Origin of the sequence: Pseudomonas sp. EYE_354, from assembly GCF_023148575.1 — a bacterium.
Lineage (GTDB): Bacteria > Pseudomonadota > Gammaproteobacteria > Pseudomonadales > Pseudomonadaceae > Aquipseudomonas.
This window is the reverse complement of sequence record NZ_JAHXNQ010000014.1, coordinates 147,024-167,446: the sequence shown is the minus strand read 5'-3', so window position 1 is coordinate 167,446 and position 20,423 is coordinate 147,024. Positions and strand designations below refer to the sequence as shown.

Below are 20,423 nucleotides of genomic sequence, written 5' to 3'. Positions count from 1 at the left end.
TCAGTCCTGCGGGGAAAGGCTGGGCGCCTGATCGGCCTGCGCCGCCAGCTTTTCCCGTTCCGCTTTGCTGATGTATTTGTCTTTGGATTTGGGCGCCAGTTTGGCGCTGGCCTTTTTGGCCTTGGCCTTGAACAACTGCTGCAGTTTTTTCTGGCGATTCATTGGGGGCTACCTGGTTATACGTGCCCGGATGATACCAGCTTAAAAACCGCAGCCAATGCCTAGCAGGGCTGCGCCGACAGGCTGTTACTGATGTTGCGCCCCAACACCAGCACCGTCACAAAACCGCAGCCCACCAGGGCCGTGGCCAGGCTCAACAGCACCGCGCTGCCCATCTGGTCGACGATCTGCCCGCCAAAGAACGAGCCCAACGCAATAATCACCTGGAACAGCGCGACGAACAGCGGCATGCCGCGTTCGACATCCTTGGGCGCCACCACAAACATCCAAATGCTCGCGCAGGCCGGGAACGCACCAAAAGCGAAGCCCCACAGCGCGATCAGCATCGCCGCGCCGGTCATGCCGGTGGCGAAGTACGGGAACAGCGCGGTGCTGGTGCCGATCATCAGCGCCACCAGCAGCAGGGTGTGCCGCACGCTGCGGTTGGCCGCGAACCCGGCAAACACATTGCCCATCACCCCCGCCACGCCATACAGCAACAGCAGCGAACCAATGGTCGGGCCGTCAAACCCGGAACTGTGCTTGAAGAACGGTGCGACGTACGTGTAGGCGGCAAAGTGCGCCAGGCCAATCAGCAGCACCGCGATCAAACCGACCCGCGCCTGCGGGTTGAAAAACAACGCCGGCAGGTCACTGACGCGAATGGCCTTCTCCGGGGTGAGCCGCGGCAGCAGGAATACCTGCGCCAGCAACACCGGGATGCCCACCAGCGCCGTCACCAGAAACGTCATGCGCCAGCCCATCAAACCACTGAGCCAGGTGCCGACGGGCACGCCGAGCACGGTGGCCAGGGTCACGCCCATCATGATGATCGAGGTGGCCTTGGCCACGCCCACACCCTTGGGCGCCAGGCGGCCGCTCAGGGCAATCGCCGTGGCCCAGAAACCGCCGATGCTGATACCCAGCAACACACGGCCCAACAACAGCAGGTTGAAGTCGCCGGCAAAGGCCACCACCGAGTTGGCGATGATCATGATCAGCGTCAGGCCGATCAGCAGATAACGCCGGTCCATGGTGCCGATGCTCACCGACAGAAACGGCGCAGCAAGGGCGGCCATGATGCCGGGCAGCGTCACCATCAGGCCCGCATGGCCGGCGCTGATACCGAGGTCGGCAGCGACATCGTTGAGCACACCCACCGGCAGAAATTCACTGGTCACCAGGGCAAAGGCCCCCACGGCAACCGAAAGTATGGCCAGCCACTGCTGTTTGACACTTTGTTGATTATGTTCGGGAAGGCCGCTGGGGGCCTGGCTCGCGCTTGGCATGTATTGAGTTCCAAGAGGGGGATGGCGCCTGAAGACAGGCGCAGGAGAAGAATGGGAGGCGATTATAGGAATCGGTTGCAGTGGCGCCATAGGCGAGCGGTTCGATAGTAATCATCAGTGCTATCGATGCGATGCCCCTGAGCGAGTCGCCTCGATAGCGCATGGCGTCGCGTTTTGCGCGTTATTCAGTGCCGAAACGAACGCCCCCCCACCAAGGGGGGCTGCTTCGCAGCCCGGCGCGGGGCAAGCCCGCTCACCACGCACGGAGGTGGTTGCCTTAAGACCGCCCTACGCATGGGTCAGCCCCGTTAACGTATCCGCAATGGTTTTGGTGCGCTGCGCCGTGCCCTCCGTCGCGCGGCTGGACGCCTCCAGCGCATCGAGCATCTCGCGCAGCGCGCCGACGCCGGTGGACTGGTCTTCGATCTGCTGCGCCACCCGCTGGATCTCGCCCGACAACACATCAATATCCACGCCAATTTCCGCCGCATTCTTGCGCGTGATTTCCGCCAGTTTGCGCACCTCGTCGGCCACCACCGCAAAGCCACGGCCCAGGTCGCCCGCGCGCGCCGCTTCGATGGCCGCGTTGAGCGCCAGCAAGTTGGTCTGCCCGGCGATCTGCTGGATCACCTGCACAATCGACTGGATCCGCAAACTCGACCCCGCCAGCGTACGCGCGCCTTCCACCGCAACATCCGCCTGGCTCGACAACCCCTCCACCGTGGCCCCGGCCTGTTCAGACACTGCATTCTGCTGGTCGATCGTGCTCACCAGCTCATCCATCGAGGCGTGCAATTCACCCGAGTAATGCTTGAGCTGCGCCGCGATGTCTTCCTGCTGACGCTCAGCCTGAGCCAATACCAGGCCCAAGTCCGCCAGCCCTTCGAACACCGGCAGGATATTGCTGTCCAGCCCGCGGGTATTGAGGGTGTTGGAGAAGTCATTGTTCTTGAACGCAGCAATCTGCTTGACCACCACGTGGTTCAACCCCGCCAGCTTCTTCACCTGGCGACGTAGGAAAAATGCCTTGAACTCGCCGTAGTGGGCGATGAAATTGTCCACGTATTCGTCCGAGAAACTCGCCCCCTTGGGCACCCGAAAGAAGAAAATCGCCGTCAGCGTCTGGTTCAGGTTCAGCCCCAGAATCTCTCCAAAGGTCGAAAACCCTGCCAACGGCACATCACCAAATGTACCGGCCATGCTGGCCAACTCGGCGCCGTTGTTCAGCCGGCGCAAGATGCAGTCGTTCAAAATCCCCGCTACCGGCTGGCCGCCTTTGCCGCGCAAAAACTGCTCGTAGTCCACACGCGTGGCTTCGCGCAACGGCGTACGCCGGACCATCACCAGTTCCTCGCCGGGCGCCACGTCGCAAAACAACTGCACGATCTGCTGCTCAAAGTCGATACGCGCGATGGACCGCACAAACAACTCACTGCCCACCCGGATTGCAAACGAGTAATCGGCCAGCTTCGATTCCAGCGCCTGGGGCGCGCAACTGAACGCATCACACAGTGCCTGCACCATGCTCTTGATATTGCCGCTGCTGTCGATCACCTGGTCAATCGTGCGGTCCTCCACCGAGGCCGTCAGCACGCTGAAGGTCAAATCCGCCGGTTTGAAATTCTGGCTTTTGAATACGCCAAATCGCACATGCGCGGCGGTCTTCAGAAACACAATCTGTGCATGGTTCTGATAGCTGCGCTGACCATCGTGGATCAGCGTCTTCTGGAAATCCGACTTACCCCCGGCCGATCCCCCTACAAACAAACATGGAAAACGCCCCGACTCATACAGCGCTTCCATAAAAAACGATTCCGACGCCGACAGCCCATCGAACACCACATAAGCCAACGTATCGCGGTGATCGATCGGCGTACGCACCTGCACCCGCTTGATATGCCCCACCAACTTGGCAATCCGCTCCTGCATCCCCAACCGCTTACCGCCTCCACGAATGTCCTCACACTCCAGCGGCACCATCACCACTTCGGCCGAGGCAATCACACTGTCATCGAACAACTGCAACACCACCCGATCCCAACGCTCGCCCGTGGCGCAATACAACGCATTGGGCGCATTGCACAATTCCCCCGACGTGGTGCACAGGCTGATCGTGGCTTGCGGGAAACGACGCTTGAGCTTCGTGGCGATCTGGTCGATGTCCAGATGCGGCGAAATAAAGCCGGTGATCAGGGTCGGCGTGATGCGCAGGGCGGCGAGGGCGGCGTCCAGCTCGCTGGAGGTGCTGGTGAGCGTGGCGGTGCCTTGACGATCGGCCCGGGCCTTTTTTAGGAATGAGAGTGGGTTCATGGGGTCGACTCGATTGAGTGAGGATGCTGGAATAGGCTTGGAGTTTGTAGGGTTATCGGCAGGTTGGGCGGGGACTGGAGGAGGGATGTAGCAGAACCGGTTGCCCACCCGTTGTGAGGGGCCAAAACGGGGAGTCGGAGAAGAATGTCGCCAAGCCGGGCCGGACGTTGATGTGAAGTCGCGGATCCGCCCGAGGAGGGGTGGTTCAGACGCGTCAGCCGTTGCGCCTTGGATGATCGCTTGCGGTTACTGTCCGTATACCAGATGGAGCCTCACTTAACTGAGAGGCTCAAGAGAAGCCTCTGCCCGTTGTAGCGCCGGTTGTTTGTGCCTGAACATTTGCTGCCAGGCGAGCTGCGCCTGGACAACCGCGACCGCATCCAGGACTTTCTGCGCCCAGCGGTCATCCTCCGGGTGCACCACGACCACGCGAAAGCCGTGGTCATGTCCCTCGAGCTGCACGCCCTGCGAATCATCGACGTGCAAGTCGATATCGAACGCCGGCGGATACTTTGAAGGCGCATGCGTCATTCCATGCAGTGTCAGGGCACGGTTGTGCAGGACGCTGTTGACCACGCCGTCGACGCGGATGCCGTACAGCAGCAGCCAGCGCCGAATATAGGCCGGCGTGCGGCCGGACGAGGTGTAGACCCAGATGCTGCAATCCTGGCGACGCAGTTCCCGGATCAGCGAGCGAGTGCCCTTGCGCAGCGGCTCACCCAGCCACCGATGAACACACGCCGGCAGCCGGCTTTGCTCGACATCGCAGTGGTGGAGTTGGCAGGCGAGTGTGTCATCGATATCAAACGAAATCCGCACGCGCTGGCGCTTGAACAACGGCATAGGTAGAACGCCGCGGATGGCCCGCGCGACCTGACTGCCGACGGTGCTGCGTTTGACGCTCATCAATGGCTTCCTTCAGAGACGGACAACGACGGGCCTTTGAGAAAAAATTTCATGGGGTCGTGTACCTGTTCTTCTAAAAACGCTGCGTATTTTTTCTTGATCTTGGGCAATTCGTACAACGCCTTGACGCCATGCTTGGCAGAGTTGCGTATCACCGAGGACGGGTTGAAATAGCCTTCGGCGTTTTCCAGTGTCAACACAAAAGGGGGCAGGCCTGCGCGCATCAGCAGATAGCTGACAATAAGCGACCCACTGCGGTGGTTACCCTCGATGAACAACTGCGGTTTGCTGAGAATGCGGACATAGACGCCCGCTGCGCGCTTCCAGACCGAGTCGCTGTGATAGGCACAATACCAGTTGTACAAATCCTTGATGCCCCCCTCAACATTGTTGAAGAAGTGCGCCTCGGTCGCTGCCAGATGCTGCGCGTACTCCAACCGGCGCGCCGGGTCCCGGCCACAGAGCACCGTGGCGTTGATCTCCAGCATCAGGTTCAGTTGCCGAAGATCAAACAGGTCGACGCCGCGGGCAACATACTCGTCAACCAGCGCATAACCTTCAAGCACGTTGTGCAGCACTTCATCGGTCAACGGGTCGCGCGGCTCGGTGAAGTGCTGGCTGAGCTGGGTAAAGCGGCTCTGCACTTCGCGTAGTGCGCGTTCAATCGCGGGTAAATCAAGGCGATGCGTAGCAGGCATTGGTACTCCCTGGAAACACTTGGTAAAAGTCTACCGGATGCCCGCCAAATCCATTTGGCTTCTGCAGGTATGCGGCCTTGACCCGATGTATGGCTTAGCTGAACTTGCCGCTGATGTAATCGCTGGTCATCTGTTCACGCGGGTTGTCGAAAATCTGCGCCGTCGGGCCCATCTCGACCAGATAACCGGTGCGCGTACCCTGGGAAATATCCACAGAGAAAAACGCCGTGGTGTCAGCGACGCGAATAGCCTGCTGCATGTTGTGGGTGACCAGGGCGATGGTGTAGTCCTTCTTCAACTCAACCATCAACTCCTCGACCCGCCGGGTAGCGATCGGGTCGAGCGCCGAACAGGGTTCATCCAGCAGCAGGACTTCCGGCTCGGTGGCAATGGCGCGGGCGATGCACAGGCGCTGTTGCTGGCCGCCGGAGAGCGACAGGCCGCTGACCTTGAGCTTGTCCTTGACTTCGTCCCACAGCGCGGCGCCTTGCAGGGCATGCTTGACCCGGTCACCGATGTCGCCCTTGTAACGGTTGAGGCGCAGGCCAAACGCGACGTTATCGAAAATGCTCATCGAAAACGGGTTCGGTTGCTGGAATACCATGCCGATGTAACGGCGCACGACCACCGGATCAACGCCTTTGCCGTAGACGTCCTGTCCAAGGAAATGCACGTGGCCCTCGAAACGAAACCCCTTCACCAAGTCGTTCATGCGGTTGAGGCTGCGCAACACGGTGCTTTTGCCACAGCCGGAAGGCCCGATGAACCCGGTGATCTTGTTTTTTTCGATCGGCACATGGCTGTCCCGGACCGCCATGAAGTTGCCGTAGAAAATCTTGTCCAGTTTGCAGTCCATGACTACAGGTGCCTGGGTGACAAACGGAGCGGCTATTTGCGCAGTGGATACGTTCAAGATTAGATGCTCCCGTTCTTAGTACTTGGGCTTGCCGAAAATACGGCTGATGATGTTCACGAACAGCACGATCATCACCAGCACCAGTGAGGCCGCCCATGCGAGCTCAAGCTGGTTATCAAAAGGCATCCCGGAGAAGTTGTAGATCAGCACCGCCAGCGAGGCAGTGGGGTTCATGACTTCGAGGTTGCCCTGGTGGTAAATCCAGTAGTTGCTGAACAGTGCGGTAAACAGCAACGGCGCGGTCTCGCCAGCGGCACGCGCCACGGCCAGCATGACGCCGGTGAGGATGGCCGGCATGCCGGTTGGCAAGACGATTTTCCAGATCACCTGCGAGCGGGTGCAGCCCATGCCATAGGCGGCATCCTTCATGATCTTGGGCACCATGCGCATCGACTCTTCCGCCGTCAGCACGATGATCGGCAGCATCAGCACAGCCAGCGCCACACCGCCCGCCGGCGCCGAGTAGGTGCCCGTGGTCATCACCACCAGGGCGTAGGCGAACACGCCGGCCAGAATCGACGGCAGACCGGTGAGCATCTTGGCGGCAAACCGTGCGGAATTCCCCAATTTGCTGTCCGGTCCAAGCTCAGCCAGGAAGACTGCGGCCATGATGCCGACCGGCACCGCGATGGCGGCTGCGATGCCGACCATCACGAAGGTACCCGCCATGGCATTACCGAAGCCGCCACCCATCTCGAAGCCGGTCGGCGGCAGCTCGGTAAACACTTCCAGGTTCAGTCGCGCGCCACCGCGGGTGATGAGCATGTAGAGCACAGAAATCAGCGGCACACTGGCCAGCAGTGCGCCCGCCCACACCAGGGTGGTCAGGATCAGGCTGCGCAGCGCGCGGCCTTCGAACTTGCGCTGCAAGCTGGGCAGCGCGCCCGCTGGCGCGGTCAGGTCTGTTGCGGCGGTCAGGTCGGTCATCACTTATTACCCCGTTGCGCATACATCATGATCATCGAGCCAATAATGTTCACGATCAGCGTAATCAACATCAGCACCAGGGCGGCATACATCAACACCTCGATCTCGTTCGGCCCGGCTTCGGGGAAGTTCAACGCCAGCAGGGCGGCGAGGGTGTTGGCCGGAGCAAACAGCGAGAGGGAAATGTTGTTGGCATTGCCGACCAGCATGGCCAGCGCCATCGTTTCACCCAGTGCGCGCCCAAGGCCCAGCACCAGAGAGCCGAAGATGCCGGTGGCGGCAGAGGGCACCATCACTTTGAGAATCGCTTCCCAGTGCGTCGTCCCCATGCCGTAGGCAGCCTGCTTGGTTTTCATCGGTACGCCGGTGAGCGCATCCTGCGACACGGCGGCGATGGTTGGGAGAATCATGATCGCAAGCACCAGCGCGGCGGGTAGCAGCCCGGGCCCGCTCAGGGACGTGCCGAAAAAGGGGACCCAGCCGAGTTCGCTGTTCAACCAGGTAGTCAGCGGCCGAATCGCCGGGATCACCACGTAGATCCCCCACAAGCCATAGACCACGCTGGGAATGGCCGCGAGCAGTTCGACGATGGTACGGAAAACGGCGGCGAGCTTGGGCGGCAGGAAATCCTGGGTCAGGAAAATCGCCATGCTGACGCCGAAAAAACCGGCGATCAGCAACGCAATAAAGGCGCTGTAGAGCGTGCCCCAGATAGCCGGCAGAATCCCGTATTTGCCCTGGTTGACGTCCCAGACGCTGCCCAGGAGCACGTCGAAACCGTGTTTCTCCATGCCGGGAATTGCCTTGCGTCCCACCTCGAACACCAGCGCAAACACCAGCGCCAGAATCAGCACCACGCCGATGCGCGCAAGCGCACGAAAAGTGCGATCAACCAGGAAATCCTTCGTCGAGGGTGGCTGACAGGCTGAGTCCGGATTGACCGGTACGACAAAAGGTTTGTTCATGGGCTAAGTCCGGAACAGGGGGGGCTCTCACGGCGTGGCGCAGACACACGCCGAGAGAGGCCTCACGGTTTTACTGAATGTTGGCGGATGCCTTGCGAACCTGCTCGACGACCGATTGCGGCAATGGGATGTAACCCATCGAATCGGCAATCTTCTGCCCTTCGGTCAGGCTGTATTCCACCATTTCCCGCATCGCCTTGGCCTTGGCCGGGTTGCCGTTGTCCTTGCGGAAGATCATCCAGGTGTAGGACGTGATCGGGTAGGACTTGGCGCCTTCCGGATCCGGCAGCCAGGCCACCAGGTTCTCCGGCATTTTCACCGCCGCCAGGGCCTCGGCACCGCTTTCAGCGTTCGGCACGACGTACTGGCCGGCCTTGTTCTGCAACTGAGCAAAGTCGACCTTGGCGAGCTTGGCGAAGCCATATTCGATGTAGCCAATTGCGCCTGGGGTCTGGCGCACGGTAGCCGTCACACCGTCATTTTTCGGCGACTTGATGAACTTGTCACTGGCCGGCCAGTTGACGGTGTTGCCTTCGCCCAGCGCCTGTTTGAAGTCTGCGTTAATAGCTGCCAGGTGCTTGGTGAATACCGCGGTCGTACCGCTGGAGTCCGCACGTACAACCACAGTGATCGGCGTATCGGTCAGTTTCAGGCCAGGGTTGGCGGCAGCGATCTGCGGATCGTTCCAGCGCGTGATCTTGCCCAGGAAGATGTTCGAGTACACATCGCGTGGCAGCTTGAGGCCCTTGGGATTGCCCGGCAGGTTGTAGGCCAGCACGATTTCACCGGCGGTCATCGGCAACAACTGCACGCCTTCGGCGACCTTGGCGATGTCTTCATCTTTCATGGCCGAGTCACTGGCCGCGAAGTCTACGGTCTTGTTCAGGAAGTCCTGTACGCCCGCGCCGCTGCCCTTGGATTGGTAATCCACGGTGACAGTGTCGGATTTCTTGCTGAAGTCCTTGAACCAGGTCAGGTAGATCGGTGCTGGAAAACTCGCCCCAGACCCCGTCAGACGGACATTCTCCGCAGCGAAGGACACGGAGGTGGCGCAAAGAGAAAGCGTAGCGACGAGCGCGGCAGACTTCATAAAACGTTTCATTGGGGACACCTAGTGATTACGGGCTCCCGCACCCTGCATTATTTTTATGACATTTTCATGAAAGCCGAATGGCGGCAGGCCTTTGCTTTTCTGATGATCTGGACAGGATTTTTGCAAGGTGTGGCGGAGGAATTTGAGTTGGTGGAGGTCCTGTAAACCACAGGAACCCAGCGTGGCCAGCTTTTTTAGCCTATACGGCACACGAGATCAGGTCGCGCGTGTGGATGCGTTTTGCGTTCAGTCAAAGAACTGCATACCGGCATACGGCTGGCGCCGGCATTGCTCAAGGCGTGAAGCCAAGCTGCCTACGTGCACTTCCAGGCGGTGCCCATCGGGGTCCAAAAAGTAAAAGGAGTGACCTTCGCTCGTATTGGATTTCCACTCAATAACCTTACGCAGGCGCAACAAGGCGGTGACGTGTTCAAAGTCGTCCTGGCTCACCGAAAACGCATAGTGCGTGTAATCGGGCTGTTTTTCCGTCGATCGGCGTTCGTCCAGAGACAGGCACAGCCACAGATCTCTGAGGCAAAGATAAGCCCCGGCGTCCCAGCGTGCAGCCAATCTGAAGCCGGGCAGGGCCGCATAAAACTCAATGCTGCGGGGGAGGTTCGCAACCGCCAGCGTCAGATGATTCAAGCCAGTCAACATGAGCATCTCTCCCGAATACGTGAGGGTATCAATAACGGTGCTGCTCGACGCAAAGGCCAGCGCCGGCGTCCATTGTCGACACGCGTTTCAATTGCCGGGCACGACCCACAGCCATGGGGGGCGTGGATGAACGCTCCACAGCATAGAGAAGAACCGGCGCCGGCCATAGGTCACCGGACTCGACCACCCACCCGTTTTTCTTTAATTGAACTTGGTATTGCCCAACACTGCCCCATAACTACCCTGTCTCCCTTAACCGCAAGGACAAACCATGACCAACTCAACCGAAACCGCCATCCTCGCCGGCGGCTGCTTCTGGGGCATGCAAGACCTGTTGCGACGCTACCCCGGCGTGCTGCACACGCGCGTCGGCTACACCGGTGGCGACGTAGCGAACGCCACCTACCGCAACCATGGCAACCATGCTGAAGCAATCGAGATCGTGTTTGACCCGGCGGTGATCAGCTATCGGCAGATTCTTGAGTTCTTTTTCCAGATCCATGACCCGAGCACGCCTGACCGGCAGGGCAATGATCTTGGACCGAGCTACCGGTCGGCGATTTACTACCTGAGCGAACAGCAACGCGACATTGCCGAAGACACCGCGGCTGACGTCGATGCCTCCCAGTTGTGGCCGGGGCCTGTGGTCACGCAGATCGAGCCTGCCGGCGCGTTCTGGGAAGCCGAGCCGGAGCATCAGGATTACCTGGAGCGCATACCCAACGGCTACACCTGCCACTTCATACGGCCAAACTGGAAGCTGCCCAAGCGGGCTTGAACCCGCTTGGCGCCAGCGGCCGCCTCAGGCCGCGCAGCTCTGCCTGGTGACTTCGAACCGTCCAACTTCTTTTACGTGTTGACTGCCAAAAACGTAAATAATGGTGCGACCCACGGAAAGTATCGACTGGTCGCTTCGCATTTGTGCGGCGCAGGCAGCCTTGGTGATGCTTGATTGGATCGCGGTCAGATCGACCCTATCGGGATCGGTGTCGTAGTGGGTCAGCGTGTAATAAAACTCGAGCGCATGATGCCCTGGTTTCCTTTATGTCGGGCCCGCATTAACGGCGCATTGGTTTCAATCAGGCGAAATGCTTATTGCTGTGTCGCTCGGCGTGGCCTGAGTCCAGCCGACCGCGAACACCCCCACAAAAAACAGCAGCGAGCCCCCGTAGGCTTTGTAGGGCAGCCATACGTCAACCGGTGCTAACCAGGAAATTAAGGCGTTCAAGGTGCCCAGCAGCGTGAGCAGCAATGACAGTTTAAGCACGTCGCTTCGCCATGCTGCGGGCGGGCGGTTTAACCGGCGGCCGAACATAAAACGCAGCAAATTGATGTGACACCCTGTCTCCAGAAGCGTGAGCAGCAGCGCAAAAGACACGAGTCCAAAGGCCGGTACATACAGCAACAGGCCTCTGTGGGCGGCTATCAGATCAATGAATGCAAACCCAAGTACCAGGCTCAGCACAAAGGTGTAAGTGAAATACAACAGGTAGGTGCGCCAGAGAACGCTGAACCCCAGGGAAATTCGTTGTTTGATCATGACTTATCTTTCCAAATCACCCACCGCCAACACGTCGGGGGCGTAGCGCAGGTACCACTCGCGCTGGCTGGCCACCAGATTGCGCGTGCTTTTAAGCTCTGCCTCGGACATCGCGGCATAACGCTCGCCCCGATGGCTGATCCGTTGCAGTTGGCTGGCAATTACGCTGTAGAGCCCCCAGCCCTTGCTTTCCATACACAGGCGGCTGCCCTCGTTGATGATTTGTGCTTCGGAGTAGCCCAGTGAGCGGAAGACCTGCACGCCCTGACCATTCTGTTGGTAGTAAATTATTTGAGATTGAACGCAGGCGTTCAAGCTTTCGCTGAACTGAGGGGCGGAAGCGGTGTTGTGCGAGACTTTGAAATAGACGCCGCCATCTTTGAAGTCCATATCCGCGCGGTCCGACACCACGCTTTGTGCCGTGCTCAAATAACTGCCGGAGGGCATAGTAGAGACGCAGCCGTTGAGCAGGCTGGCGACGAGGGCAAGCATCAGCAGGGAAGGGGGGGTGCGCATCGAGACGTCCTTGATCAGTGGAATGGGTCCATCCAGCGGCTGACGTGCCGCCCTAGAGGTGCGCGCATTCTACGGCAACCCCGCCTGTTCTACAGAACTGTCGCGCAGTCCGACGCACCTGACATTTGATTGAACAGTGGCCCCCTCAAGGCGCCTAACCCAGACAGGCCACTTGACGGCAAAGCCCGCTCAATTGGCGTTTACCTGGCTGCGGCTGGTGCTGCGCGGCAACGCGTGGGCCGTCACAGGCTTCAAAAGGGGGTTTGCATGACTGAGGATTTCGCAGGATTTTTCACCACGTACACACTGTTAGGCATTTCACTGGCGAACTGGGCCCTGGCCTTGTGCGCCGCCGCACTGAGCTACCTGTTGGCCCGGACCGCGATCGGCTTTGTGTTCCGCAAGGTCCAGGCCAGGGCGTCCGCCGGCAATCGGCATTTGAGTTTCATGGCCAGCGAAGTGTTGTCGGCCACCAGCACCACCTTGCTGTTGTTGGCCTCGATCCTGGTGGGTATCGGCTTGCTGGACTTGCCGGAGCGCTGGCTCGGTCGGGTCAGCAGCCTGTGGTTTGTAGTGGCGGCGTTGCAGATCGGGCTCTGGGCCAACCGCGCCCTGGCGCTGGGGCTGCACCGTTATTTCTCTCGGCACAGCACCAACGGTGCGTTTCAAACCAGTGCCCTGGCCACCTTGAGTCTGTGGGGCGTGAAGGTGCTGTTGTGGACGGTGATCCTGCTCGCCATGTTGTCGAACCTGGGCGTCAACATCACCGCGTTCGTCGCCAGCCTTGGGGTGGGCGGTATCGCCGTGGCGCTGGCGGTACAGAATATCCTGGGCGATGTGTTCGCCTCGCTGTCGATTGCCGTCGACAAGCCCTTTGAAGTGGGCGATTTCATTGTGGTAGGTGCGCTCGCCGGCACGGTCGAACACGTGGGGCTCAAGACCACGCGCATCCGCAGCCTGGGTGGCGAACAGATCGTGATGGCGAACGCCGACATGATCGGCAGCACCATTCAAAACTACAAGCGCCTGCAGGAGCGCCGGATTGTGTTCGAGTTTCGCCTGACCTATGAATGCTCGCCCGACCAGATCCGGCAGGTTACGCAGCAGGTGGAAGCCATCATCCGTAATGAAGAACTGGCCCGGTTTGACCGGTGCCACTTCAGGAGTTTTGGTGAAAGTGCGCTGGAGTTCGAAACGGTCTATATCGTCCTGGACGCGAGCTACAACGTGTACATGGATGTTCAGCAGCGGATCAACTTGCAGATCATGGAAGCGGTGGCAGATCTTGACGCTTCGTTTGCCTTCCCCTCGCGCACCGTGCATGTGGCGTCATTGCCTGATGCTGCGCCCGTGCCTTCGCGCCCACAGCATTCAACGCGCGCCGAACATGCCTGATCGCGTTGCCGACGCTTCTGGAGAGGCCGCCATGCTCACGCGGCCACTCCAGCGACGCAGTTTTGCTTACTGCTTGTAGGCCATGTAGGCGTTCTGCAGGGCAATGTGGTCGGCCACATATTTCGCGTCATGCCATACCCCGTAGATAAACGACGACGCACGGTTCACCAGGTTCGGCAGCCCCAAAAAGTAGATGCCACTCTCTGCCGAAATTCCGCGTTTGTGGAACGGCTCGCCTTTTTCATCAAACGCAGCCACTTTCAGCCAGCTGAAATCGAACGTGAAACCGGTGGCCCAGAGGATGGTGGTGACCCCGGCCTCAGCCAGATCCAGGCTCAGGATCGGCTTAACCAAACACTCGGGGTCTGGCAATAATTCCCACGCGGACGGTTCCGGTGGAAACGCCAACCCGTTGGCCTCGATATACGCGTCCGCATCACGCAGTACCTCAAAATAGGCGCGATCGCCTTCGGCGATGTTGTCGGCCAGCCCCGGCTGAAAAGTCATCACGCCTTCGTTCCACGCCTTGGTCACGCCCACCAGGGTGACGCCCTGCTGGGCCAGGCGACGAAAATCAACGGTCTTGCCGCCCTCGTAGCCACTGACCGCAAACGCTACGTGCTTTTTCTTCGGCTGGATCTTCACTTCGTCCCACAAACCCAAAGCCCCCAGCCACCAGCAGTAGTCGCGGCTGCGGTAAGCGCGGGGCGGGCGGTAGTGTTCGCCCACCGAGAGGTACACGGTTTTGCCGGCTTTTTGCAGTTCTTCGGCGATTTGGGAGCCGGACGCGCCGGCGCCCACCACCAATACCGCGCCTTCGGGCAGTTGGCCGGGGTTTTTGTAGGTGCAGGAGTGCAGTTGGTGAATCGGTGCGGTGGTGGGGACAATCTCGGGGATCGACGGGCGTTGGAAGGGGCCGGTGGCGGCGACGACGTTGGCGGCTTCGATCACACCGGCGGAGGTGGTGACTTTGAAACCGGGGCGACCCACGTGACGTTCCACTTGCTGGACTTCTACGCCCGTGCGTACCGGGGCGTTCAATTTATCGACGTAAGCTTCGAAGTAGTCAGCCATGCGCTCTTTGGGCGCAAAGGCTTCGGGGGAAATACCTTCGAAGGTCAGGCCGGGGAAGCGGTCGTGCCAGGCCGGGCCGTTGGCGACGAGGGAGTCCCAGCGCTCCGAGCGCCAGCGTTCAGCGATGCGGTGGCGTTCGAGCACGATGTGCGGCACGCCCATCTGGGACAGGTGTTCGCTCATGGCGACGCCGGCCTGGCCGGCGCCGACGACCAGGGTGTTGATGGTTTCTACTGACATGGGCGGCTCCTGGAAGTGAGTTGTACGGTTTTGAATACAGGTAAAAGCAACGTTCTCGGGGCTGGCGGGCTTGTTGCAGTGAGCCGGGCAAGCCCGTTCACCCCCAAAACCAGGCTCGCCCGCAAAAAATTCGCAGGCCATACCTTCAGGGTCCGAGCAGACGGGCCACGGCCGTCAGTGCCAGTTCATACCCCAGCGCCCCCAGCCCGGCGATCACACCGGTGGCGGCCTTGGAGACATAGGAGTGATGCCGGAAACCCTCGCGCTGCCAGAGGTTGCTCATGTGCGCCTCGATAATCGGGCCGTCGAACGCCAGCAGCGCATCCAGGATCGGCACCGAGCTGTAGCTGAGGCCGGCGGCGTTGATCACGAGGGCGTCGCCGTGCAACCGCGCCTCTTGAATCCAGTCCACCAGTACGCCCTCGTGGTTGCTCTGGCGAAAGTCCAGGCTCAGGCCCAGTTCCGTGGCGTGGCGTTGGCAGCGCGCTTCGATGCCGGCAAAGCTTTCGCTGCCGTAGGTGCCGTGTTTGTCCAATCCGTAGAGATTGGCATTGGGCCCGTTGAGGAAATACACGCGGTGGGTCATCGGTGGCTCCAGGTCATTCGGCGACGGTCAGCACCAGGTGGCTGCTTTCATAGGTTCCAGTCGTCCGGCACCACGGCGATCACGTCGATTTCCATCAGCCATTCCGGCTGGCCCAGGCCGGAGATCACCAGCCCGGTGGAGATCGGAAACACGCCCTTGAGCCACTTGCCGACTTCCTGGTACACCGGCTCGCGGTAGCGCGGGTCGATCAAATAGGTGGTGGTCTTGACGATGTGCGACAGGTCGGAGCCGGCTTCCTCAAGCAGTTGCTTGACGTTCTTCATCGCTTGTTCGGCCTGGGCCCGCGGGTCGCCGAGGCCGACCAGATTACCGGCGAAATCGGTGCCGATCTGGCCGCGCACGTAGATGGTGTTGCCGGCGCGCACGGCCTGGCACAGGTCGTTGTCCAGCGCCTGGTTGGGGTAGGTTTGTTTGGTGTTGAACATGCGGATGCGGGTGTGGGTCGGCATGGCGGGCAACTCGTGGTGAGCGGAATGGGGCCAGCTTCACACCGCCTCCGTTGCGGCGAAACCAGCATTTGTGCGGGGTAGTGCTTAGGAAAAACCGAAGCCCGTAGTCCCCATCGGTTCGCCGGGTACCCGGCACGAACCCTGCAAAGCTGCTTGCACAGTCATTGTTGAGGGGCAGGTGTGATGCTCAGTCGTATTACTCAGCGTCAACTGGAGTATTTCGTGGCGTCGGGCGAGGCGGGCAGCATCAGTGCGGCGGCCGAGCGCATCCATGTGTCGTCGCCGTCGATCTCGGCGGCGATCACCCATATGGAGGCCGAGTTGGGCATCCAGCTGTTTGTCCGTCATCACGCCCAGGGCATTTCGCTGACGGCGGTGGGACGCCTGGTGATGCAGGAAGCCAAACAGATCCTGGAGCAGATGAGCAACCTCTACACCATCGCCTCGGAATCCTTGAATACGGTGCGCGGGCCGTTGCGGATAGGGTGTCTCGAGTCATTGGCGCCGATGATCACCCCGGAGCTGGTGTTCGGTTTCGGCCGCGCATTTCCCGGCGTGCGCCTGACCCAGACTGAGGGCAACCACGAAGAACTGCTGGAAAAACTGCGCAGCGGCGAGCTGGATATCGCCCTGACCTACGACCTGGTGAGCAGCCCGGACATCGACTTCCAGCCCCTGGCGCACCTGCCGCCCTATGTGATGGTCGGCGAGTACCACCCGTTGGCGAGTCTGCCGGCGGTCAGCATGCAGGACCTGGAGGCGTACCCGGTGGTGCTGCTTGACACGCCCTGGAGCCGTGACTATTTCCTCAGCCTGTTTATCCAGGCAGGCACCACGCCGAACATCATCATGCGCTCCACCAACCTGGAAACCGTGCGCGCCATGGTGGGCAACGGGATCGGTTACTCGTTCGCCAATGCGCGGCCCAAATCGAACATGTCCCAGGATGGCAAACGCGTGATCCGCCTGCGCCTGGCGGGTGCGCATCGGCCGATGAAACTGGGGTACGCCACGGCCAGCAACACCCAGTTGTCCCGGGTGGTGTCAGCATTTGCCGAGCGTTGCCGCCTGTTTGTCTCCGACCAGTACATCCCCGGCATGGCGCCGCCGAGCTTTTTCGACCCGCATGCGGTGCGGGTATTGAGTGATGTGAGCTGAGGCTGCACTGATAAGTGGCGTGCGCAATGCGGCGACTTCAAGCGTGCACCAAATGTGGGAGGGGTAAGCGCCTTCCCACACTGAGTTTCGGCCCGCTCAGGCCTGCATAGGTTCTGCCTACCCAGTGCCCCGGCTTTTACGAATTGACCCCAAGGCCCCGCCGCCACGACTCTCGTTCCATCGAGGCAGACCCACTTCTTTTTCTGCAAGGCGCAGCGACGATGACATTCGACTGGAATTACCTGTTTGGTTTGCTGGACGATGCCGAGTTCTGGCGTGCGACGTGGACGGTGATCAAGCTCAGTACCCTCACCTGGCTCTTGAGCATCGGCCTGGGCTTTTTGCTGGCGCTGGCCAAACAGTCCAAACACGCCGTGCTCAGTGTGCCGGCCCGTGGGTACATCTGGTTGTTCCGCAGCTTGCCGCTGCTGGTGCTGCTGATTTTTATCTACAACTTGCCCCAGGCGTTGCCGGGTACCTCGGCGGTGCTGGCCGACCCGTTCTGGTCCGGCCTGTTGGCGCTGGTGATCTGCGAGACGGCGTACGTGGCCGAGATTCATCGCGGCGGTCTGCTCTCGATTCCCAAGGGCCAGGGCGAGGCGGCGCGGGCGTTGGGCCTGAGGTTTTTCGGCACCCAATGGCGCGTGGTGATCCCCCAGGCGCTGCGCGTGGCATTGCCGGCGCTGGCCAACGAATACATCTCCATCGTCAAGCTGACCTCGTTGGTGTCGGTGATCTCCCTCACCGAGATTCTGATGGTTGGCCAGCGCCTGTATTCGCAGAACTTTTTAGTGATCGAAACCATGGCGGCGGTGGCGTTCTTCTACGTGTTTATCGTCACCGTGTTCGATTTTTTGCTCAAACGCCTGGAGCGCTTTCTCGATGTGAACACGCGTAACGTGTCCCGCGTGCCCGACGCCCAGGTGCTGGCCCTGGCGACTCAACAACGCACGGTCCTGCAACGCCCGGAAAGTAACGGCGCGGCGGCGCTGCAAGCCTCGCGGTTGCACAAGGCGTACAACGACATCGAGGTGCTCGGCTCGGTCAACCTGCAGGTGCAGCCGGGTGAGGTGGTGTCGGTGATCGGCCCGTCTGGCTCGGGCAAGACTACGCTGATCCGCCTGCTCAACGGCCTGGAGCAGTTGGATAACGGCGAGATTCATATCAACGGCCTGCCGTTCATTCGCCTGAGCAAAGTCGGTGCGCAGAAGCCCCAGTACATCGAGCACGCCGAGCACCGCCTGAACATCGGCATGGTGTTCCAGAGCTTCAACCTGTTCCCGCATTTGAGCGTGCTCGACAACCTGCTGATGGCGCCGAAATACCACCGCCTGGGCCGTACCGATGAGCTCAAGCAACAGGCCTACGCGCTGCTGCACAAGGTCGGCATGCTCGATCACGCCTGGAAGTACCCGCACCAGTTGTCCGGCGGTCAACAGCAACGTGTGGCCATCGCCCGGGCCTTGATGATGCGCCCGCAAATCATGTTGTTCGACGAGCCGACCTCGGCGCTCGACCCCGAAAAAGTCAACGAAGTGCTGCAAGTGATCGAGGCCCTGGCCGAGGAGGGCATCACCATGGTGATCGTCACCCACGAGATGAACTTCGCGTTCAAGGTCTCCGATCGCATCGTGTTCATGGAGAAGGGGCGCGTGGTCTGCGATGACACGCCAGGCGCCTTGCGCAGCGGGCACAACCCACGCGTGGAGGCGTTCCTCAAGGACGTCTCGCTGGCGTGATCTCTCTAACGTTCAGGACAACTCCACATGATTGAACAAGCACACATCGAACAGTTCCAGCGTGACGGCTTCCTGGTGGTAGAAGGCGTGCTCTCGATGGACGAAGTGGCCGCGCTGCAACACGACTTCGACCAGTGGGTCGAAGAGAGCCGCCACCACGACCAGGGCTGGGGCGCCACCGTGGACGGTCGCGCGCGCTTTGACCTCGAAGGCGACCACCGCGCCGATCACCCGTCGCTGCGCCGGGTGAGTTCGCCCACCGAGATTTCCCCGGCGTATGAGCGCGTGGCCTTGCATTCGCGCATGGCGGCGATTTCCGCGCAGCTGATCGGCGCCGCCGGCACGCGCTTTCACCACAGCAAGATCAACTCGAAACTGCCGCACACCGCCACCCAGGTGAAGTGGCACCAGGACTTTCTGTTCACGCCCCACAGCAACGACGACATCGTCACCGCCTTGTTGATGGTCAGCGAAGTGACCCCGCAGAACGGCCCGCTGAACGTGATCCCCGGCAGCCACAAAGGCCCGCTGTGGTCGCATTGGCAGCAGCAGCGCTTCACCGGTTCGGTGGACGACGCCGTGGTGGCCGAACATTGTCGGCAACCGGTGGCCTGCTACGGCCCGGCCGGTTCCGTGTGCTTCATGCACACCCGTCTGTTGCATGCCTCCAGCCCTAACGAGACCGAACTGACGCGTACCTTGTTCATCAGCGTGTATGCCGCTGAAGACGCGCTGCCATTCGGCGAAAACCCCTTGCCCAGTGCGCACGCCGGCCTGCTGGTGGCCGGTGAAGAAAGTGGCTTGGTGCGCTGCACCACCAACCATATGCGTCTGCCACAGAAGCCCCGTGGCGCGTCGTTCTTCGTGCAACAGGCCGGACAAGACTCTGCCACTGCCTAACTTCCCTACAACCTTGCGGGTAATGACCATGACAGCCTTTCGTAACAGTGTTCGCCCCTTTGCCGTGTGCCTGCTGGGCGCTGCGGTTGCAGTGACCTCGTTGGCGGCGTCGGCGTTTCAGCAGGACGGCAAGATCATCGCCGGTTCCGACGTGACCTTCTTCCCCTACGAGTACATGGACAACAACAAACCCGCCGGCTTCGACATCGAGTTCATGGACGGCCTGGGCAAGGTCATGGGGCGCAAGGTCGAGACCCTCGACACCCGCTTTCCCAACCTGATCACCGGCCTGCAGGCCGGGCGTTTCGATGTGACCAACTCGTCGATGTACATCACTGCCGAGCGGGTCAAGGTCATCGACATGATCCCCTACCTCAAGAGCGGCGAGTCGATCCTGACCCTCAAGGACAGTGCTTTTCAGCCCAAGACGCCGGAAGCGTTCTGCGGCCATAAGATTGGCTCCATGGGCGCCACCTCGTGGCTGGCGCAGATGAACAAACTGTCGGCCGAATACTGCGTGGCCAAGGGCTTGAAGCCGATCCATATCAGTGAATACAGCACCGACCCGCAAACCACCCAGGCCCTGCTGGCCCATGCCGTGGAAGCGCAGATCACCGACGCCGCCGTGGCCCGTGGCGTGGTCGACAAACTCGGCAATCGCGTGGTGATTTCCTCCGAGACCTTGATTTACCCGGTGCTCAACGGCTTCGGCGTGAAGAAGGGCAACGACACGGTCAAGCAGGCCTTGCTCGAGGGCCTTGAGAAATACCGCGCCACCCCGGAATACGCGGCCTTGCTCAAGAAGTACAACTTCCAGGCACCCACCGATGCCGACATCGCGGCGCTGATGCCCCAGTAATCTTAATGGCGTGCGCCGCAGCCCGC

General features: G+C 60.6%; 21 protein-coding genes. 6 read left to right on the top strand and 15 right to left on the bottom strand.

Annotated features, from left to right (window positions below):
• From KZX66_RS19840 to fos, 10 genes are all read right to left on the bottom strand, one after another.
• Positions 1–162, bottom strand: coding sequence for a DUF2986 domain-containing protein (locus tag KZX66_RS19840; RefSeq protein WP_248082460.1), 162 nt, complete (start codon positions 160–162; stop codon positions 1–3).
• A 59-nt stretch (positions 163–221) separates the two neighbouring features.
• The gene (locus tag KZX66_RS19835; protein ID WP_248082458.1) at positions 222–1,448 is read right to left on the bottom strand and encodes an MFS transporter; all 1,227 of its coding nucleotides are present in this window, start codon (positions 1,446–1,448) and stop codon (positions 222–224) included.
• Between the two features lie 288 nt (positions 1,449–1,736).
• Positions 1,737–3,758, bottom strand: coding sequence for an FIST N-terminal domain-containing protein (locus tag KZX66_RS19830; RefSeq protein WP_248082456.1), 2,022 nt, complete (start codon positions 3,756–3,758; stop codon positions 1,737–1,739).
• 276 nt (positions 3,759–4,034) lie between these two features.
• Complete coding sequence (locus KZX66_RS19825) at positions 4,035–4,601, bottom strand: hypothetical protein (RefSeq protein ID WP_248082521.1); 567 nt, start codon at positions 4,599–4,601, stop codon at positions 4,035–4,037.
• Between the two features lie 62 nt (positions 4,602–4,663).
• Positions 4,664–5,362 (bottom strand): hypothetical protein, encoded by a 699-nt coding sequence (locus KZX66_RS19820; RefSeq protein ID WP_248082449.1) that lies wholly within the window; start codon positions 5,360–5,362, stop codon positions 4,664–4,666.
• Positions 5,363–5,456: 94 nt separating this feature from the next.
• A complete protein-coding gene (gene pstB, locus KZX66_RS19815) occupies positions 5,457–6,218 on the bottom strand; it encodes a phosphate ABC transporter ATP-binding protein PstB (RefSeq protein WP_053187889.1) in 762 nt (253 codons plus the stop codon).
• Between the two features lie 75 nt (positions 6,219–6,293).
• Positions 6,294–7,205 (bottom strand): phosphate ABC transporter permease PstA, encoded by a 912-nt coding sequence (gene pstA / locus KZX66_RS19810; RefSeq protein ID WP_248082447.1) that lies wholly within the window; start codon positions 7,203–7,205, stop codon positions 6,294–6,296.
• Entirely contained in the window at positions 7,205–8,170 is a 966-nt protein-coding gene (gene pstC / locus KZX66_RS19805; protein ID WP_248082445.1) for a phosphate ABC transporter permease subunit PstC, read from the bottom strand. The genes pstA and pstC overlap by 1 nt, the downstream gene beginning before the upstream one ends.
• A 70-nt stretch (positions 8,171–8,240) precedes the next feature.
• Positions 8,241–9,272 (bottom strand): phosphate ABC transporter substrate-binding protein PstS, encoded by a 1,032-nt coding sequence (pstS, locus tag KZX66_RS19800; protein WP_248082443.1) that lies wholly within the window; start codon positions 9,270–9,272, stop codon positions 8,241–8,243.
• 237 nt (positions 9,273–9,509) lie between these two features.
• Positions 9,510–9,920 (bottom strand): fosfomycin resistance glutathione transferase, encoded by a 411-nt coding sequence (gene fos, locus KZX66_RS19795; RefSeq protein WP_248082441.1) that lies wholly within the window; start codon positions 9,918–9,920, stop codon positions 9,510–9,512.
• Between the two features lie 271 nt (positions 9,921–10,191).
• Between fos and msrA the strand changes: the two genes are divergently transcribed.
• A complete protein-coding gene (gene msrA, locus KZX66_RS19790; protein ID WP_248082439.1) occupies positions 10,192–10,698 on the top strand; it encodes a peptide-methionine (S)-S-oxide reductase MsrA in 507 nt (168 codons plus the stop codon).
• A 297-nt stretch (positions 10,699–10,995) separates the two neighbouring features.
• On the opposite strand, the gene KZX66_RS19785 is transcribed toward msrA, so the two are convergent.
• The gene (locus tag KZX66_RS19785; protein ID WP_248082437.1) at positions 10,996–11,460 is read right to left on the bottom strand and encodes a septation protein IspZ; all 465 of its coding nucleotides are present in this window, start codon (positions 11,458–11,460) and stop codon (positions 10,996–10,998) included.
• 3 nt (positions 11,461–11,463) lie between these two features.
• Positions 11,464–11,976, bottom strand: a complete 513-nt coding sequence (locus KZX66_RS19780; protein WP_248082436.1) for a hypothetical protein — start codon at positions 11,974–11,976, stop codon at positions 11,464–11,466.
• A 267-nt stretch (positions 11,977–12,243) separates the two neighbouring features.
• Between KZX66_RS19780 and KZX66_RS19775 the strand changes: the two genes are divergently transcribed.
• On the top strand, positions 12,244–13,371 hold the full coding sequence (locus KZX66_RS19775) for a mechanosensitive ion channel family protein (protein WP_248082434.1): 1,128 nt from the start codon (positions 12,244–12,246) through the stop codon (positions 13,369–13,371).
• A gap of 66 nt (positions 13,372–13,437) precedes the next feature.
• On the opposite strand, the gene KZX66_RS19770 is transcribed toward KZX66_RS19775, so the two are convergent.
• The 3 genes from KZX66_RS19770 to KZX66_RS19760 all read right to left on the bottom strand — a co-directional run bounded on the left by KZX66_RS19770 (position 13,438) and on the right by KZX66_RS19760 (position 15,741).
• Positions 13,438–14,685: an NAD(P)/FAD-dependent oxidoreductase gene (locus KZX66_RS19770; protein WP_248082432.1), complete on the bottom strand. Its 1,248-nt coding sequence runs from the start codon at positions 14,683–14,685 to the stop codon at positions 13,438–13,440.
• Between the two features lie 145 nt (positions 14,686–14,830).
• Positions 14,831–15,271 carry a type II 3-dehydroquinate dehydratase gene (locus tag KZX66_RS19765; RefSeq protein ID WP_248082430.1) on the bottom strand — a complete coding sequence of 147 codons (441 nt, stop codon included), beginning with the start codon at positions 15,269–15,271 and terminating at the stop codon, positions 14,831–14,833.
• A gap of 47 nt (positions 15,272–15,318) precedes the next feature.
• The gene (locus KZX66_RS19760) at positions 15,319–15,741 is read right to left on the bottom strand and encodes a RidA family protein (RefSeq protein WP_248082428.1); all 423 of its coding nucleotides are present in this window, start codon (positions 15,739–15,741) and stop codon (positions 15,319–15,321) included.
• Positions 15,742–15,924: 183 nt separating this feature from the next.
• Between KZX66_RS19760 and KZX66_RS19755 the strand changes: the two genes are divergently transcribed.
• The 4 genes from KZX66_RS19755 (at position 15,925) to KZX66_RS19740 (ending at position 20,397) form a co-directional block, all read left to right on the top strand.
• A complete protein-coding gene (locus KZX66_RS19755; protein WP_248082426.1) occupies positions 15,925–16,899 on the top strand; it encodes a LysR family transcriptional regulator in 975 nt (324 codons plus the stop codon).
• 221 nt (positions 16,900–17,120) lie between these two features.
• Positions 17,121–18,638: an amino acid ABC transporter permease/ATP-binding protein gene (locus KZX66_RS19750; RefSeq protein WP_248082424.1), complete on the top strand. Its 1,518-nt coding sequence runs from the start codon at positions 17,121–17,123 to the stop codon at positions 18,636–18,638.
• 27 nt (positions 18,639–18,665) lie between these two features.
• The gene (locus KZX66_RS19745; RefSeq protein WP_248082422.1) at positions 18,666–19,538 is read left to right on the top strand and encodes a phytanoyl-CoA dioxygenase family protein; all 873 of its coding nucleotides are present in this window, start codon (positions 18,666–18,668) and stop codon (positions 19,536–19,538) included.
• 22 nt (positions 19,539–19,560) lie between these two features.
• Positions 19,561–20,397 (top strand): ABC transporter substrate-binding protein, encoded by an 837-nt coding sequence (locus KZX66_RS19740; protein ID WP_248082421.1) that lies wholly within the window; start codon positions 19,561–19,563, stop codon positions 20,395–20,397.
• The last annotated feature ends 26 nt before the right edge of the window (positions 20,398–20,423 follow it).

Excerpts from the sequence above, each read along its gene's own strand:
- KZX66_RS19840 (WP_248082460.1), bottom strand. The coding sequence starts at position 162 with ATGAATCGCCAGAAAAAACTGCAGCAGTTGTTCAAGGCCAAGGCCAAA.
- KZX66_RS19835 (WP_248082458.1), bottom strand. The coding sequence starts at position 1,448 with ATGCCAAGCGCGAGCCAGGCCCCCAGCGGCCTTCCCGAACATAATCAA.
- KZX66_RS19830 (WP_248082456.1), bottom strand. The coding sequence starts at position 3,758 with ATGAACCCACTCTCATTCCTAAAAAAGGCCCGGGCCGATCGTCAAGGC.
- KZX66_RS19825 (WP_248082521.1), bottom strand. The coding sequence starts at position 4,601 with ATGCCGTTGTTCAAGCGCCAGCGCGTGCGGATTTCGTTTGATATCGAT.
- KZX66_RS19820 (WP_248082449.1), bottom strand. The coding sequence starts at position 5,362 with ATGCCTGCTACGCATCGCCTTGATTTACCCGCGATTGAACGCGCACTA.
- pstB (WP_053187889.1), bottom strand. The coding sequence starts at position 6,218 with ATGGACTGCAAACTGGACAAGATTTTCTACGGCAACTTCATGGCGGTC.
- pstA (WP_248082447.1), bottom strand. The coding sequence starts at position 7,205 with ATGACCGACCTGACCGCCGCAACAGACCTGACCGCGCCAGCGGGCGCG.
- pstC (WP_248082445.1), bottom strand. The coding sequence starts at position 8,170 with ATGAACAAACCTTTTGTCGTACCGGTCAATCCGGACTCAGCCTGTCAG.
- pstS (WP_248082443.1), bottom strand. The coding sequence starts at position 9,272 with ATGAAACGTTTTATGAAGTCTGCCGCGCTCGTCGCTACGCTTTCTCTT.
- fos (WP_248082441.1), bottom strand. The coding sequence starts at position 9,920 with ATGTTGACTGGCTTGAATCATCTGACGCTGGCGGTTGCGAACCTCCCC.
- msrA (WP_248082439.1), top strand. The coding sequence starts at position 10,192 with ATGACCAACTCAACCGAAACCGCCATCCTCGCCGGCGGCTGCTTCTGG.
- KZX66_RS19785 (WP_248082437.1), bottom strand. The coding sequence starts at position 11,460 with ATGATCAAACAACGAATTTCCCTGGGGTTCAGCGTTCTCTGGCGCACC.
- KZX66_RS19780 (WP_248082436.1), bottom strand. The coding sequence starts at position 11,976 with ATGCGCACCCCCCCTTCCCTGCTGATGCTTGCCCTCGTCGCCAGCCTG.
- KZX66_RS19775 (WP_248082434.1), top strand. The coding sequence starts at position 12,244 with ATGACTGAGGATTTCGCAGGATTTTTCACCACGTACACACTGTTAGGC.
- KZX66_RS19770 (WP_248082432.1), bottom strand. The coding sequence starts at position 14,685 with ATGTCAGTAGAAACCATCAACACCCTGGTCGTCGGCGCCGGCCAGGCC.
- KZX66_RS19765 (WP_248082430.1), bottom strand. The coding sequence starts at position 15,271 with ATGACCCACCGCGTGTATTTCCTCAACGGGCCCAATGCCAATCTCTAC.
- KZX66_RS19760 (WP_248082428.1), bottom strand. The coding sequence starts at position 15,741 with ATGCCGACCCACACCCGCATCCGCATGTTCAACACCAAACAAACCTAC.
- KZX66_RS19755 (WP_248082426.1), top strand. The coding sequence starts at position 15,925 with ATGCTCAGTCGTATTACTCAGCGTCAACTGGAGTATTTCGTGGCGTCG.
- KZX66_RS19750 (WP_248082424.1), top strand. The coding sequence starts at position 17,121 with ATGACATTCGACTGGAATTACCTGTTTGGTTTGCTGGACGATGCCGAG.
- KZX66_RS19745 (WP_248082422.1), top strand. The coding sequence starts at position 18,666 with ATGATTGAACAAGCACACATCGAACAGTTCCAGCGTGACGGCTTCCTG.
- KZX66_RS19740 (WP_248082421.1), top strand. The coding sequence starts at position 19,561 with ATGACCATGACAGCCTTTCGTAACAGTGTTCGCCCCTTTGCCGTGTGC.